Source organism: Xanthomonas hawaiiensis (assembly GCF_031834635.1).
GTDB classification, from domain to species: Bacteria; Pseudomonadota; Gammaproteobacteria; order Xanthomonadales; family Xanthomonadaceae; genus Xanthomonas_A; species Xanthomonas_A sacchari.
Genome location: NZ_CP115873.1, coordinates 4,476,358 through 4,491,052, shown reverse-complemented (window position 1 = coordinate 4,491,052; position 14,695 = coordinate 4,476,358). Strand labels below are relative to the sequence as shown.

The 14,695-nt window shown below is 71.1% G+C and carries 13 protein-coding genes; 6 read left to right on the top strand and 7 right to left on the bottom strand.

The features are described 5' to 3' along the window. Positions 1-24: 24 nt before the first annotated feature. The 3 genes from PG878_RS19115 to aroQ all read right to left on the bottom strand — a co-directional run bounded on the left by PG878_RS19115 (position 25) and on the right by aroQ (position 1,442). On the bottom strand, positions 25-402 hold the full coding sequence (locus tag PG878_RS19115) for a four helix bundle protein (protein WP_209030255.1): 378 nt from the start codon (positions 400-402) through the stop codon (positions 25-27). A gap of 17 nt (positions 403-419) precedes the next feature. Then, positions 420-902, bottom strand: coding sequence for an acetyl-CoA carboxylase biotin carboxyl carrier protein (gene accB, locus PG878_RS19110; RefSeq protein ID WP_209030256.1), 483 nt, complete (start codon positions 900-902; stop codon positions 420-422). A gap of 93 nt (positions 903-995) precedes the next feature. Further along, the gene (aroQ, locus tag PG878_RS19105; protein ID WP_209030257.1) at positions 996-1,442 is read right to left on the bottom strand and encodes a type II 3-dehydroquinate dehydratase; all 447 of its coding nucleotides are present in this window, start codon (positions 1,440-1,442) and stop codon (positions 996-998) included. Between the two features lie 315 nt (positions 1,443-1,757). Here aroQ and PG878_RS19100 point away from each other — a divergent pair, with 315 nt between their 5' ends. Next, positions 1,758-3,716, top strand: a complete 1,959-nt coding sequence (locus tag PG878_RS19100; protein ID WP_209030258.1) for a glycoside hydrolase family 84 protein — start codon at positions 1,758-1,760, stop codon at positions 3,714-3,716. A 185-nt stretch (positions 3,717-3,901) separates the two neighbouring features. After that, positions 3,902-5,302 carry an FAD/NAD(P)-binding protein gene (locus PG878_RS19095; protein WP_209030259.1) on the top strand — a complete coding sequence of 467 codons (1,401 nt, stop codon included), beginning with the start codon at positions 3,902-3,904 and terminating at the stop codon, positions 5,300-5,302. A gap of 131 nt (positions 5,303-5,433) precedes the next feature. On the opposite strand, the gene PG878_RS19090 is transcribed toward PG878_RS19095, so the two are convergent. The 4 genes from PG878_RS19090 to PG878_RS19075 all read right to left on the bottom strand — a co-directional run bounded on the left by PG878_RS19090 (position 5,434) and on the right by PG878_RS19075 (position 10,566). After that, a complete protein-coding gene (locus PG878_RS19090; RefSeq protein ID WP_209030260.1) occupies positions 5,434-6,027 on the bottom strand; it encodes a TlpA family protein disulfide reductase in 594 nt (197 codons plus the stop codon). Further along, positions 6,024-8,333 (bottom strand): protein-disulfide reductase DsbD family protein, encoded by a 2,310-nt coding sequence (locus PG878_RS19085; RefSeq protein ID WP_209030261.1) that lies wholly within the window; start codon positions 8,331-8,333, stop codon positions 6,024-6,026. Before PG878_RS19085 ends, PG878_RS19090 begins: the two co-directional genes overlap by 4 nt. Before the next feature lie 4 nt (positions 8,334-8,337). Further along, the gene (gene cutA, locus PG878_RS19080) at positions 8,338-8,670 is read right to left on the bottom strand and encodes a divalent-cation tolerance protein CutA (protein WP_209030262.1); all 333 of its coding nucleotides are present in this window, start codon (positions 8,668-8,670) and stop codon (positions 8,338-8,340) included. 117 nt (positions 8,671-8,787) lie between these two features. Then, positions 8,788-10,566, bottom strand: a complete 1,779-nt coding sequence (locus PG878_RS19075; RefSeq protein WP_209030263.1) for an endonuclease — start codon at positions 10,564-10,566, stop codon at positions 8,788-8,790. A gap of 278 nt (positions 10,567-10,844) precedes the next feature. On the opposite strand from PG878_RS19075, the gene PG878_RS19070 reads away from it, so the two are divergent. The 4 genes from PG878_RS19070 to PG878_RS19055 all read left to right on the top strand — a co-directional run bounded on the left by PG878_RS19070 (position 10,845) and on the right by PG878_RS19055 (position 14,695). Next, on the top strand, positions 10,845-11,132 hold the full coding sequence (locus tag PG878_RS19070) for a co-chaperone GroES (protein ID WP_010340979.1): 288 nt from the start codon (positions 10,845-10,847) through the stop codon (positions 11,130-11,132). Positions 11,133-11,279: 147 nt separating this feature from the next. After that, positions 11,280-12,926, top strand: a complete 1,647-nt coding sequence (groL, locus tag PG878_RS19065) for a chaperonin GroEL (protein WP_010340980.1) — start codon at positions 11,280-11,282, stop codon at positions 12,924-12,926. Between the two features lie 177 nt (positions 12,927-13,103). Further along, positions 13,104-13,652: an RNA polymerase sigma factor gene (locus PG878_RS19060; protein WP_209030264.1), complete on the top strand. Its 549-nt coding sequence runs from the start codon at positions 13,104-13,106 to the stop codon at positions 13,650-13,652. Continuing rightward, positions 13,649-14,695, top strand: a complete 1,047-nt coding sequence (locus PG878_RS19055) for a FecR family protein (RefSeq protein WP_209030265.1) — start codon at positions 13,649-13,651, stop codon at positions 14,693-14,695. Before PG878_RS19060 ends, PG878_RS19055 begins: the two co-directional genes overlap by 4 nt.

Sequence of the window (14,695 nt, the reverse complement as noted above, 5' to 3'; positions counted from 1 at the left end):
GGGAATGGAGGACGGCGTGCATCGTCAATCTCCGCGCTTGCTCAGAACATTCATCAATGCGGTCAGTTTGGCGAAGATCGTATCGATCAATCCGTCGAGTGCCGCGATGTCGGAGGTGTAGTCGAGCCGGCGCGCGATCTGCAGGTGCGTGCTGGCCTCGGACAGCGAGCCACGTGCGATCGACAGAAAACGCAGGTATTCGGGAGTGGAGCGGCGTGCCGCGCCTTCGGCGATGTTGGCGGGGACGCTGACCGCTGCACGGCGCAGTTGCGCCGTCAGTCCAAAACGTTCCGTCGCCGGAAACGTCTCGGAGAGGCGATAGATCATTTCCACCAGATCCATGGAGTCGCGCCAGACGTCGAGCCGCTCGTGCGGCCGCTTTGACGATTCCCCATTCTCCACTCCCGATTCCCGGCGTCTCAGCCAATCACAAACAACGGCTGGTCGAACTCCACCGGCTGGCCGCTTTCGCCCAGGATCGCGACGATGGTGCCGGAGACGTCGGCTTCGATCGGGTTGAACATCTTCATCGCTTCGATGATCGCCAGGGTCTCGCCGGCCTTGACCGCCTGGCCGACACTGACGAAGGCCGGCTTGTCCGGGGCCGGCGAGGTGTAGAAGGTGCCGACCATCGGGGCGCGCAGCACGTGGCCCTCGGGCAGGGCGTTGCCGGGCTTGGCGCTGCCGCCGGTGGAGGCCTCGGTGGGCGAGCTCATCGGCATCGGCGCGGCGGCGGCCGGTGCGGCCACGGGGGCGGCGGCCACGTACTGCGGCGCGCTGGCGGTCATGCCCTTGGGGGTGCGCGCCAGGCGCACGCTTTCCTCGCCTTCCTTGATCTCGATCTCGGCGAGATTCGATTCTTCCAGCAGGTCGATCAGTTTCTTGATTTTGCGGAGATCCATAACGGCCTCGTGAGGTGACTTTTGAAAAAGACCGGGCGCGCGGCCCGGGGACTCAGACGGGGGTGTGCGGTGCCGGTCGGGCCTGGGCGCGGCTCATGCGGCCGCTCCCAGCCGGGTCAGCGCCGCGTCCATCGCATAGCGGTAGCTGTCGGCGCCGAAGCCGCAGACCACGCCGACCGCGTGGTCGCTGAAATAGCTGTGGTGGCGGAACGGCTCGCGGCTGTGCGGGTTGGACAGGTGGATCTCGATGAACGGGATCGCCACCGCCGCCAGCGCGTCGCGCAGCGCCACCGAGGTATGGGTGAAGGCCGCCGGGTTGATCAGGATGAAGGCGGTGCCGTCGCCGCGCGCGGCCTGCACCCGGTCCACCAGCACGTGCTCGGCGTTGGACTGCAGGCTCTCCAGCTGGTGGCCGGCGGCGCTGGCCTGGGCCAGCAGCGCGGCATCGATCTGCGCCAGGGTGGCATGGCCGTACACGCCCGGCTCGCGGGTGCCGAGCAGGTTGAGGTTGGGGCCATGCAGCAGCAGCAGTCGCGCCATCGGGAGCAAAGCAGCGGAAAGGGCGGCAGTCTGCGCGAAGCCGGCATTGCTGTCCAGTTCGGCGAAGTTGCGGGTGTTTTAAACAAATGTTTGATTTTGCCGCTGGGATGCGGGCGATCTGTGCGGGGATGGCGGGCCGCGATGGCGCGGACCACGCACGCGCCTCCGGCTGCGGTTATGTCCCACCTGGTGCCGCCCATGCAAGTGTCGCTGCAGCATGGGACGGCCGTATGGCAGCGCCGCTGCGCAGCGGCATGGCGGGAGGTGGTATATACCATTTGAAAATCACTGAAATACCAATCAGGGAGTGGGCGTATGCGAACCGACCGTGCTGGCCGTTGCGGCCTTGGCCGCTCCATCCTGGCGCTGGCGCTGCTGGCCGGGTCGGTCGCCGCGCCCGCCTTGGCGGCGGCACCGGCGACGCTGCCGGCGGTGTATCCGGCGCCGACCGCGCTGCGCCTGCTCGGGCCGGAATTGCCGCTGGGGCCGTCGGTGGTGCTGGTGCAGGCCGGCACGCCCGATCCGGCCACCGACGCGCTGGTGCGTACGGTGCTGCGCGAGGCCGGGGTCTCGCGCATCCGCCGCGCCAGCGCGCTGCCGCGCGACCCGCAGGCGGTGTCGGTGGTGCTCGGCACCGTCGACGCGGCACCGGTGCGCGACGCGCTGGCCGCCATCGACCTGGACGTGCCGGAGCGTGCGGAAGGCTATGCGCTGGGTAGCATGGCCAGCGGCCGTGGCACGCTGATCGTGCTGGCCGGCCGCGACGGCGCCGGCCTGTACCACGCGGCGCAGACCTTCCGGGAACTGGTCGCGCACGGGCGCATCGCCGCGGTGGCGGTGACCGACGCGCCGGCGATGCCGGTGCGCGGCACGATCGAGGGCTTCTACGGCAAGCCCTGGAGCATGGCCGAGCGCGCCGCGCACCTGGCGTTCCTGGCGCGCTTCAAGGCCAACACCTACATCTACAGTCCCAAGGACGACGTGTTCGCGCGCGATCGCTGGCGCGCGCCGTACCCGGCGGCCACGCTGGCGGCGCTGGGCAAGCTGGCCGCGGTCGCCAACCGCGAGCACATCAACTTCGTCTACGCGCTCTCGCCGGGGCCGTCGATCTGCTACAGCGATGCGGCCGACCTGCAGGCGATCCGGCGCAAGTTCGCCGCGTTGCGCGCACGCGGCGTGCGCAGCTTCTACATCGCCTTCGACGACATCGAATACACCAAGTGGAACTGTCCCGGCGACGCCACCGCGTTCGGCCCGGCCGGCGAGCAGGCCGCGGCCACTGCGCAGGCGCAGCTGCTCAATGCGGTGCAGGCGGACATCGCCGCGGCCGGCCACGGCGCGCTGATCATGGTGCCGACCGAGTACTTCAACGTCACCGAATCGCCGTACAAGGCGACGCTGCGCAAGGCGCTGGATCCGCGCGTGGTGGTGCAGTGGACCGGCACCGACGTGGTCCCGGCGTCGATCTCCGTGAGCGATGCGAAGAACGCGACCAAGGCGTTCGGGCGCAAGACGCTGCTGTGGGACAACTATCCGGTCAACGACTTCGCCGAGACCGCCGGGCGCCTGCTGCTGGCGCCGTACGACCGCCGCCAGGCCGGGCTGTCGGCGGAACTGAGCGGCATCGTCGCCAACCCGATGAACCAGGAGGTGGCCAGCCGGCCGGCGGTGGCCGGGGTGCTGGCCTTCGCCTGGAACGACCGCGGCTACGACGCGCCGCGCACCTGGCGCGCGGCCGCGCGCGACCTGGCCGGCGGCGATGCGCAGGTCGCCGACGCGTTGCTGACCTTCTTCGACACCCAGCACCTGGCGCCGACCTTCGGCCATCTGCCCTGGCAGCCGCAGGCGCCGCGGCTCAAGGCGCTGATCGACGCCACCCGCGATGCGCTGGCCGACGGCGATCCGGCCGCCCGTACCGCAGCGCTGGCCGCGCTGGGCCGGGCGGCCGATGATTTGGCGGCGGCACCGCAACGCATCCGTGCCGGCACCACCACCGGCGCGTTCGTGGCCGAGGCGGCGCCGTGGCTGGACGCGAGCGCGCTGTGGGGCCGCGCGCTGCGCCTGAGCGTGGACGGGCTGAGCCAGGCACTTGCCGGCGATCCGGCGGCCGGGCAGGCCTTCGCCGCGGCCAGGCAGCTCGCCGCGCAGGCCGAGGCGATTCCCTCCATCCCCGGCGCGACCCGCTTCGGCGGCCCGGTCAAGGTCGCCGACGGCGTGCTGGATATCTTCATCGCCGATGCGCCCGGCCTGGTGGAACGCCCGCCGGCACGCTAGCGAGACGGCGGGCCGCGGCGGATCGGCGCGGTCCGCGCGCCGGGGGGCTCGGTCCCGCTCATGGGCATCGCCCATGTGCTGATGCCCGATCGCCATGCCGCACAGCGCTCGCATTAACCGGCGATTTACACCCGCGCGGCGCATCCGGGGCACAAAGGACGCCCCGAGCGGCCAAGGTGCGTGCCATGCGAATCGCGATCATCGGCGCAGGATTCTGCGGCAACGTGCTGGCCGCGGCGCTGGCCCGGCAGGGCACCGCCAGCCGCATCACCCTGGTCGGCATGGCCGACACCTTCGGCCGCGGCGTCGCCTATGGCGCGGCGCGGCCGGAACACCTGTTGAACGTGCGCGCCAAGGACCTGGGCGTGGATCCGCAGGATCCGGGCGGCTTCGCCGCGGCGCTGCAGCTGGATGCGGCGCAGGGCATGGCGTTCCTGCCGCGGCTGCAGTACGGCCGGTACCTGGAGCAGCACCTGGCGGCCGCCCTGGCGGCATCGGCGACCGAGGTGGTGCCGGTGGCGCAGGAGGCGGTGGCGCTGGAGCGCGATCCGCAGGGCTTCCGCGTGTTCCTGGCCAATGGCGAGGACTTCGTCAGCGACGTGGTGGTGCTGGCGATCGGCGCGCTGCCGCCGGCGGCGCTGCCGGGCGTCGGCCCGCGCCTGGCGGTGCACCGGCGCTACATCGGCTGGCCGTGGCAGGACGGCGTGCTCGATACGGTGCCGCCGCAGGCGCGGCTGCTGCTGGTCGGTACCGGCCTGACCATGGCCGACGTGGCCCTGACCCTGCGTCGGCGCGGCCACCGCGGCGCGATCACCGCCCTGTCGCGGCGCGGCCTGGCGCCGCAGGCGCATCTGCCGCAGCCGGGCGCGCCGGTGAGCCTGCCGCCCAGCGTGGTGCAGGCGCTGCGCGGCCACGACCTGCGCGGCCTGGTGCGCAGCCTGCGGCAATTGACCACGGTGGTGGAGGACTGGCGCTGCGTGGTGGATGCGTTGCGTCCGCACCTGCAGCCGTTCTGGAGCGGCCTGGCGCCGGCGGCGCGCGCGCGCTTCCTGCGCCACCTGCGGCCGTACTGGGAGGTGGCGCGGCACCGCCTGGCGCCGGCCGCGGCCACTGCGCTGGCGCAGATGCAGCAGCAGGGGCAGTTGCGGATCCGCGCCGGCCGCCTGCTGCGCGCACGCCTGGGCGAGGACGCGGTGGAGGCGGTGATCCGCGACCGCGCCGACCGCGGCGCGCGTACCGAGCAGTTCGACGTGCTGATCCGCGCCACCGGGCTGGATACCGACGTCGCCCGCACCAGCCATCCGCTGGTCGCGGCGCTGCGCGAGGCCGGTCTGCTGCAGGCCGATCCGCTGGGCCTGGGGGTGGTGGTCGATCCGCGGCTGCGGGTGCGCGACGCCGGTGGCCAGCGGGTCGCCGGCCTGTATTGCCTGGGACCGCTGCTGCGCGGCGGCCTGTGGGAGATCACCGCGGTGCCGGAGCTGCGCACCGCCGCGCAGCGCCTGGCCGAGGAGCTGGCGACGCTGGCGCAGGTGCGGACTGCCGATGGCGGCGCCAGTGGCGATGCGCCGCAGCGGCTGGCGTTCTAGTGCCGCATCCGTATGCGTGCGCTGCCCGCGCTGCCCACGTAGGAGCGGCTTCAGCCGCGACCGGGCGTTACCGGTGACGCCTGGTCGCGGCTGAAGCCGCTCCTACGAGAGCGCGTCCAGCGCTCTGCCGGCTAATGCGTCGGCTGCGCGCTGCCGCCCACCCAGCCCTCCACTTCGCCCGGCGCGAACGGCCCCAGCTTCTGCTTGACGATGCGGCCGTCGGCGTCGATCAGCACGCTGTACGGCAGCAGACCCTGGGTGTCGCCCAGGCGCACGCTGGCGTCGGCCGGGCCCGGGGTCTCCAGGGCGATCGGGTAGCCGATCGGCACCCGCTGCAGGAAGTCGTGCACGTCCTCGGCGCGGTCCAGGGCGATGCCGAGCACCTGCAGGCCGTTGGCCGGCTGCGCGCGCGCCAGCCGGTCCAGTTCCGGCATCTCGCGCACGCAGGGTTCGCACCAACTGGCCCACACGTTGACCAGCAGCGGGCGGCCGTGGAACTGCGCCAGGGTCAGCTGGCCGCCGTCGAGCGTGGGCAGGCGTAGCGCCGGGGCGGGATCGCCCGGGCGCGCCGCGGCGACCGGCGGCGCTGCCGCATGGCCGCTTGCCGTGGCGGACGCTGCCGGGGGCATCGTCGGCGTCCGCCGTTCCCACCAGTGCGCCGCCGCCACGCCGAGCACCGCCGCCACCGCGGCGACCGCCAGCAGGCGCGTGCTGGCGGGGGTCATCGCGCCGCGCGCAGCAGGGCGTCCTCGACCACCGCCTGGCTCAGCACCGGCGGCAGCACCGTCGGCGGCGCGCCGGGGCCGTAGACCACGTACAACGGCACGCCCACTGCCTTGTGCTCGGCGAGGAAGGCGCTGATGCGCGGATCCTCGTTGGTCCAGTCGCCCTTCATGTACACCGCGTCCACCCGCTTGATGGTGTCGCGGAAGGCGTCGCTGTCGAACACGTTGCGCTCGTTGGCCTTGCAGGTGACGCACCAGTCGGCGGTCATGTTGACGAACACCACGCGGTTGTCGGTGCGCAGGCGGTCGAGCATCTGCGGCGAATACGCCACGGTGTTGCGCTCGACGCTGGCGCTGGGCGGCGGCAGCCGGGTCACGCCCCAGGCCGGCACCAGGGCGGCCAGCAGCAGCACGGCGGCCAGGCGCATGCCGGTCTTGTGGTCGCGCCAGCGCGCGCGCTCGAACCACCACAGTCCCAGCGCCAGCAGGGTGGCGCCGATCAGCAGCAACGCCACCGCGTCCACGCCGCGTTGCTTGCCCAGCACCCACAGCAGCCAGATCGCGCTCAGGTACATCGGGAACGCCAGCACCTGCTTGAGCGTCTCCATCCACGCGCCCGGCTTGGGCAGGCGCCTGGCCAGCGACGGCACGAAGCCGATCAGCAGGAACGGCAGCGCCAAGCCCAGGCCCAGGGTCAGGAACACCAGCATCGCCGCCGCCGCGGGCGCGGTCAGCGCATAGCCCAGCGCCGGGCCCATGAACGGGCCGATGCAGGCGCTGGACACCACGCAGGCCAGCACGCCGGTGAAGAAGTCGCCGACCGGGCCGCTGCGCGTGGACAGCGACTGGCCGACGCCACCGAGGTTGGCGCTGAGGGTGAACACGCCCGACAGGCTCAGCCCGACCACGAACATCAGGTACACCAGCACCGCGACGAAGCCCGGGCGCTGCAACTGGAAGCCCCACAGCAGCCGCGCGGCCACGGCGATGCCGCCGATCACGGCGAAGGAGGCGAGCACGCCCAGCGTGTACCACAGCGCATGGCTGCGGGCGCGGCCGCGGCTCTCGCCGCTCTGCGCCAGGCCCAGCACCTTCAGCGACAGAATCGGCAGCACGCACGGCAGCAGGTTCAGCAGCAGGCCGCCGCCGAGCGCCAGCAGCAGGACCCACAGCAGGTTCTGCGTGGCCGGCGGCGGTGCGGCGCTGCGCGCGGCGTTGTGCGCGGAGGCGTCCGGCGTCGCCGGCAGGGCATCGGCGGCCGTGGCCGCGGCCGCGTCGTTGGCGTCGGCCTGGCGACTGTCCAGCGGCGTCACCAGCAGCGGGCTGACCTCAGCCTGGTCGGCCGGGGTGACGGTGCCCTTGGGCAGCGCCAGCTTCACCCGCCGGGTCATGGGCGGGTAGCAGATGCCGTCGGTCTGGCAGCCCTGGAAGGTCGCCACCAGGGTCGCGGCGGCGGCATCGGCGCGCTGGCGCTGCAGCGGCACGGTGACCTCGGTCTGGTCGAAGTACACCACCACCTTGCCGAAGTGTTCGTCCTGGTGCGAGCTGCCCTGCGGCCAGCGCGGCATGCCGGTGCGGATGCCGGGCGCGCCTTCCAGCGCCAGCGCGGTGCGGTCGCGGTAGAGGTAGTAGCCGGGTGCCGGGGTGAAGCGCAGCAACAGGGTGTTGCCGTCGTTGGCGATGGCTTCGAAATGGAATGCCTGGTCCGACGGCAGCGGCAGGCCCTGCACCGCGGCGGCGCCGGGGCCGGGGCCGGGGCCGAACAGCGGCTTGGCACCGTTGCCCGCGCCCGGGCCGCTGCCCGGAAGCCCGCCCGTCGCGGCAGGTGGCGGCAGCGTCGACGTCGGCGCGGAACCGGCGGAGGCCGTGGCGGCCGGCAGGGTCACCTCGAGCAGGCGCTTCTGCGGCGGATAGCACACGCCGGCATCGGCGCAGCCCTGGTAGCGCACCTCGACCTGCACGCGCGCGGTGCCGGGGTCGGCGAGGCCGCTCTGCACCGCGTTCAAGGTGTCGCGATAGGTCTCCACCTCGCCGAAGTACGGGTCGGTCTTCTTGTGGCCGGCCGGCAACTGCAGGGTCGGGTTGGGCTTGAAGCCGCCGATCACCTTCACCGCGATGCGGTGCCGGTACAGGTAGTAGCCCTTGGCGATGTCCCAGTGCAGCGCGATGCGGTCGCGTTCGGGCGCCTGCGCGCTGAGCGCGAAGGCCTGGTCAACCGGCAGCAAGTCCTTTTCGCTGATCGCCAGGGCGGGGAAGGCGGCCGCGGCCAGCAGGCACAGGGCGGCGAGGCGGTGCAGCAGGGTCATCGGCTTACGGTTCCTCACGGGTTTCGGCATGCACCCATTGCAGGTAGGCCGGCAGGCCGCCGGCGACCTCGAGTTCGACCAGTTCGGGGACCTCGTAGGGGTGCAACGCGCACAGCCGCTCCTGCAGAGCAGGCAGGCGGTCGGCGGCGGTCTTGATCAGCAGCAGCACTTCCTCGCCGTGTTCCACCTCGCCTTGCCAGCGGTAGGTGGACTGCACGCCGGGCAGGCGGCTGACGCAGGCGGCCAGGCGCTCGTCGACCAGCGCCTGGGCGATCCGCGCGGCGCTGGCCGGGTCGGGGCAGGTGCTGAGCAGCAAGCGGAGGGCGGGCGCGGACATGCGGCCGACAGTATAGGGATGCCGGCCGCGCTTTGGCGGCGCCGGCTCAGGACGAATCCCCAATCCCCATTCCCCAATCCCCGCCCGCTGCAGCCGCAGCGGGCGAGGCCACACGGCTCAGTTGACCAGCTGGCAACTGGCCGGCTTGGCCGAGGTGAACAGCGACGAGGTCGCCCACTCCGGGTGGTCGATGAACGGGTTGCGATTGCCCTGGAAGCTGTAGATCACCTCGTTGCGGGCGCGCTCGGCGTCGTCCGGCGGATCCTGCTGGCTCCACGCGATCAGGGTCGACAGCAGGCCCATGTAGGCCGGCGAGGACGAGGTCTTGACGATCTTGCTGCGGTCGTCGGTCAGCTCCAGGTCCGGCTCGGACTGCCCGGTCTTGGCATCGGTCCCACCTTCATAGCGGATCGCCATGTACATCACCGCGCGCGCCATGTCGCCCTTGCGGTGGTCCCACACCTCGAAGGTGCCGCTGTTGCCGTCCGGGGTACGCACCCAGTTGGAATTGCCCGGGTAGCGGCCGCTGCCGCCGCCGAAGCCGGCGTTGGCCTCGGTGGCGCGCTCGCCGCAGTTGCTGTCGCACTTGGCGTAGGGCTTGTTGCCGCGGTCGGCGTTCCAGGTGGCGTCGGTCAGGTACAGCATGTGGGTGTCGGTGTACGGCGCGTAGGGCAGGCCCTTGTTGCCGGTGGCGGTACCGAAGCCCAGCGAGTTCGGCCAGCTGTGCTCGCGGTTGTACTTCAGGCCGCTGCCGCTGCCGGCGCGGTCGGTGCCCTTGGCGTAGCTGCGGTTGCGGTAGGCGTCGAGCACGCGCTGGCTGTTGTTGGGATCCTCGTCGGCGATCTCCAGGATGGCCCAGGTGTCGGTGCCGGAACTGCTGCTGTACGGATAGACGGTGTGGCCCTTGATCGTCTCGTGCAGCGAGCAGCGCAGCTGGCTGGGGCTGGAGGTGTTTACGTGTGAATAGTAGGTGCCGGCACCGCTGCCGCCGCCGCCCGAGCCGTTGGCGACGTTGAAGGCCACGCTGCGGTCCTGCGCCGGATGCGCGCCGTCGGCATCGCTCACGCGCGCGGCGACGATGCTCAGGGTGCAGCTCTCGCCGGCCTTCAGCGCGGTGTTGGTGGACAGGGAGAACTGGGTGCCGCTGCTGGGATAGGTCAGCGCCACGTTGCCGGATTGCTGGCAGCTCAGGCCGAACGCGCCGCTGGCCAGGCTCACCGCCTCGCTGAAGGTCACCGCCAGGTCGCCGGCGGCGGGGAAGTCGGTGGCGCCCTGGGTCGGGGTGGTGGCGGTCACCGTGGGCGCGGCGTTGCTGCCGCCGCCACCGGCGAAGGTCTGGCCGTTGTTGCAGGCGCCGAAGGTGCTGGTCGCGCTGTCGCTCCAGCTGAAATCGGCCGCGGCGCTGCCGTTGCCGCGCAGCTGCAGCGAGGTGCCGGCCGGGGTGCTGTTGCTCTCGCTGACCGGCAGGTTCTGGCTGGTCATGCCCGCGGCGGGGCCGCCGCCGCCGGTGATGGCGCCTTCGTAGCTGAGGAACTGCACCACCTGGCCGTTGCCGTCGACCAGCGCCAGGCCGTCGTTGGGTCCGTTCTGGATGCCGTTGCTGGCATAGCTGACGGTGGCGATGCGCACCTGCCCGCCGCAGCTGACCAGGTTACCGGCCGGCACCGCGCTGTTGGCGTAGACGGTGGCCGCGCCGGGGTTGCTGCCGTTGTACAGGTAGACGCGATAGCCGCTCAGGCTCTCGCCGGCGGTGGCGACGATCTCCACGCCTTCGCCGGTGTCGCCGGCGGCAGTGGCATCGTCGTAATGCAATTCATTGATGAATACGGCGGCCTGGGCCGGCCCGGCAAGGGCGAGCAGGCAGGCCAGCGGCAGCGCAACGGCGGATGGCTTCATCGACAACTCCTTTTGGTGATGGATCCCCCCCTGGGTCCGCCCAGCCTAGCCCGACTCTGTGACACTGTGACGGGATTCGGTCACTGCTTGGCATGCAACGCACGTCTTCGGCAAAAATTTTTTGCCTCTGGCCCTTGAAAGCCCCCGCTGCGGCACTACATCAGGCGCATCCCGGCGCTACCGGGTTTTTTCGCGAGCGTTGCTGGCAGTCGTCATGTGCGAGTGCTAACATCGCCGGCCTTTCCTAGACCAATCAATCACTTAAGAGGTCTCACTCAATGAGCATCAAGCCGCTTCACGACCGCGTCGTAGTCAAGCCGATCGAAGCCGACGAAATCTCCGCCGGCGGCATCGTGATCCCGGATTCGGCCAAGGAAAAGTCCACCAAGGGTGAAGTCGTGGCCGTCGGCGCCGGCAAGCCGCTGGACAACGGCAGCGTGCGCGCCCCGGCGCTGAAGGTCGGCGACAAGGTCATCTACGGCCAGTACGCCGGTTCCAGCTACAAGGCCGAAGGCGTCGAGTACAAGGTGCTGCGCGAAGACGACGTTCTGGCGATCGTCGGCTAACAGCGCCGCCGATCGCGGGAATCGGGAATGGTGAATCGGGAATCGGTCAGGCGCCTTCGTCGCCCGCGATTTCCGTCACGTCCCGACCGCCCGCTCTTGATCTGCCTATTCCCTGTTCTCCATTCCCTATTCCCGAGGTAACTCAACATGGCTGCCAAAGATATCCGTTTCGGTGAAGACGCCCGTTCGCGCATGGTGCGCGGCGTCAACATCCTCGCCAATGCCGTCAAGGCCACCCTGGGCCCGAAGGGCCGCAACGTCGTGCTCGAGAAGAGCTTCGGCGCCCCGACCATCACCAAGGACGGCGTCTCCGTCGCCAAGGAAATCGAACTGGCTGACAAGTTCGAGAACATGGGCGCGCAGATGGTGAAGGAAGTCGCCTCCAAGACCTCCGACAACGCCGGCGACGGCACCACCACCGCCACCGTACTGGCGCAGGCGCTGATCCGCGAAGGCTCCAAGGCGGTCGCCGCCGGCATGAACCCGATGGACCTCAAGCGCGGCATCGACAAGGCCGTCGTGGCCGCCGTGGCCGAGCTGAAGAAGATCAGCAAGCCCACCGCCGACGACAAGGCCATCGCCCAGGTCGGCACCATCTCCGCCAACTCCGACGAGTCGATCGGCAACATCATCGCCGACGCGATGAAGAAGGTCGGCAAGGAAGGCGTGATCACGGTCGAGGAAGGCTCGGGCCTGGAGAACGAGCTGGACGTGGTCGAGGGCATGCAGTTCGACCGCGGCTACCTGTCGCCGTACTTCATCAACAACCAGCAGAGCCAGCAGGCCGACCTGGACGACCCGTTCGTGCTGCTGCACGACAAGAAGATCTCCAACGTGCGTGACCTGCTGCCGGTGCTGGAAGGCGTGGCCAAGGCCGGCAAGCCGCTGCTGATCGTCGCCGAGGAAGTGGAAGGCGAGGCGCTGGCGACCCTGGTGGTCAACACCATCCGCGGCATCGTCAAGGTCGTGGCGGTCAAGGCCCCGGGCTTCGGCGACCGTCGCAAGGCGATGCTGGAAGACATGGCCGTGCTGACCGGCGGCACCGTGATCTCCGAGGAAGTGGGCCTGGCGCTGGAAAAGGCGACCATCAAGGACCTGGGCCGCGCCAAGAAGGTGCAGGTCTCCAAGGAGAACACCACCATCATCGACGGCGCCGGCGACACCTCGGCGATCGAGTCGCGCATCAAGCAGATCAAGGCGCAGATCGAGGAGACCTCTTCGGACTACGACCGCGAGAAGCTGCAGGAGCGCGTGGCCAAGCTGGCCGGCGGCGTGGCGGTGATCAAGGTCGGCGCTTCGACCGAGATCGAGATGAAGGAAAAGAAGGCGCGCGTCGAAGACGCCCTGCACGCGACCCGTGCGGCGGTGGAAGAAGGCGTGGTCCCGGGCGGCGGCGTGGCGCTGGTGCGCGCGCTGAGCGCGATCGGCGAGCTGAAGGGCGCCAATGAAGATCAGACCCACGGCATCCAGATCGCGCTGCGCGCGATGGAAGCGCCGCTGCGCGAGATCGTCACCAACGCCGGCGAAGAGCCGTCCGTGATCCTCAACAAGGTCAAGGAAGGCAGCGGCAACTTCGGCTACAACGCCGCCAACGGCGAGTTCGGCGACATGGTCGAGTTCGGCATCCTGGATCCGACCAAGGTGACCCGTTCGGCGCTGCAGAACGCCGCCTCGATCGCCGGCCTGATGATCACCACCGAAGCGATGGTGGCCGAGGCCCCGAAGAAGGAAGAGCCGGCCGCCCCGGGCGGCATGGGCGGCGGCATGGGCGGCATGGGCGGCATGGATTTCTGATCCAGCCGGCCTCGGCCGACCCGTTCCACGCAGTCGAAAGGAGCCCCGCAGCGATGCGGGGCTCTTTTTTTGTGCGCGTTTTGTGCGCGCGCTGGCGGCGGCCGCACCGCGCACCGGTCATCGCGGTGGCATGCCGATGCGCTATAAGCTGCGCTCGCCCAGCGTCTGCGAGCGGTCATGGTCGCCCCGGTCTGCCAACTTGATCCGCATCGGCTGGACCAGCACCGGCCGGCGTTGCAGCGCTTCCTGTTCCGCCGCACCGGCGACTGGTCGCTGGCCGAGGACCTGGTGCAGGAGACCTTCCTGCGCGTTGTCGTGTACGCACGCGACCACGCGGTCACCGACTTGGCCGCGCTGGCCAGGGCGATCGCCCTGAACTTGCTGCACGACCATCTGCGCCGGCGCCAGCGCCAGCGCACCGAGCCCATCGACGACGAAGTGCCCAGCCCGGCGCCGGGCGTGGAGGAGGCGGCGATGCAGCGGCAACGCGTGGAGACCTTCGCCCGCGCGCTGCAGGGCATGCCGCCGCTGCGCCGCGAGGTGTTCGTGCGCAGCCGCCTGCGCGGGCAGAGCTACCGCGAGATCGGCGAGGCGCTGGGCCTGAGCGAGGCGGCGGTGGAGAAGCACGTCAGCCGCGGCCTGCGTTGGCTGCAGGAGACGGTGGCGCGTGGCGACGCGGTGCCGCCGCCCGCGGCGGATCGGCGCGGCCCGGAGGACGCGGCATGAGGCAGGGCAATGCCGCCGCCGATGACGCGGTGCAGGACGCCGCGGCCGACTGGGTCGCGCGCGCCCTGGCCACGGCGGGCGGCGATCCACCGGGCCTGGCCGAGTGGCTGGCGGCCGATCCGGCGCACCGTGCCGCCTTCGATGCGCTGGGGGCGCTGGCTCACGATGCGGCGCTGCTGGAGGCGCTGGCCGCCTACGCCGCGCCGGCAGACGCGCCGGCCGTGGCCATGGTTGCGCCGGCCGCCGCCCGCGTGCCCGCGCCACGCGCGGTGGCAGCGTCCGCCGGCGCGGCGCCCGTGCCCGCGGCACAGCGTCCGCGCCGTCGTGGCTGGCGGCCGCTGGCCGCATTGGCGGCCGGCCTAGCGCTGCTGGCGGTGCTGTTGTGGCCGCGACTGCGCCCGGATCCGGCACCGATCGTGGCCGCGACCGCGCCCGGACAGACCCGGGTGCTGCGCCTGGACGATGGCAGCGTGCTCACCCTCAACGGTGCCAGCCGGGTCCGTGTGCAATTGCGTGCGCAGCGGCGCGAGGTGGCGCTGGAGCGCGGCGAAGTGTTCTTCGACGTCGCCCACGATCCGCAGCGCCCGTTCCAGGTGAATCTGGGCCCGGCGCGGGTGCAGGTGCTGGGCACCGTGTTCAACCTGGCGCGCGATGGCGCCACCAGCGAACTGTCGGTGTACTCGGGGCGGGTGGAGATCGACAACGGCGCCGCGCACCAGGTGCTGGCGGCGGGCATGCGGATCGACACCGCCAGCGCTGGTCTGGGCGCGCTGACGCGCTTCGATCCGCAGGCCGGCGACTGGCGCGAGGGCTGGCTGCAGACCGCCGGCATTCCGCTGGCGCGGCTGATCGAGCGGCTCAACCGGCGCTCGCCGCAGCCGATCGTGCTCGCCGATCCGGCGCTGGGTGCGCTGCAGGTGTCCGGGCGCTTCCGCCTGGATCGGCCGGAGCAGACCCTCATGCATCTGGCGCAGCTGTATCCGCTGCAACTGCAGCGGCGCGCCGACGGCATCCGTGTGGAACGTGCCGCCGCGCCGCAGTAG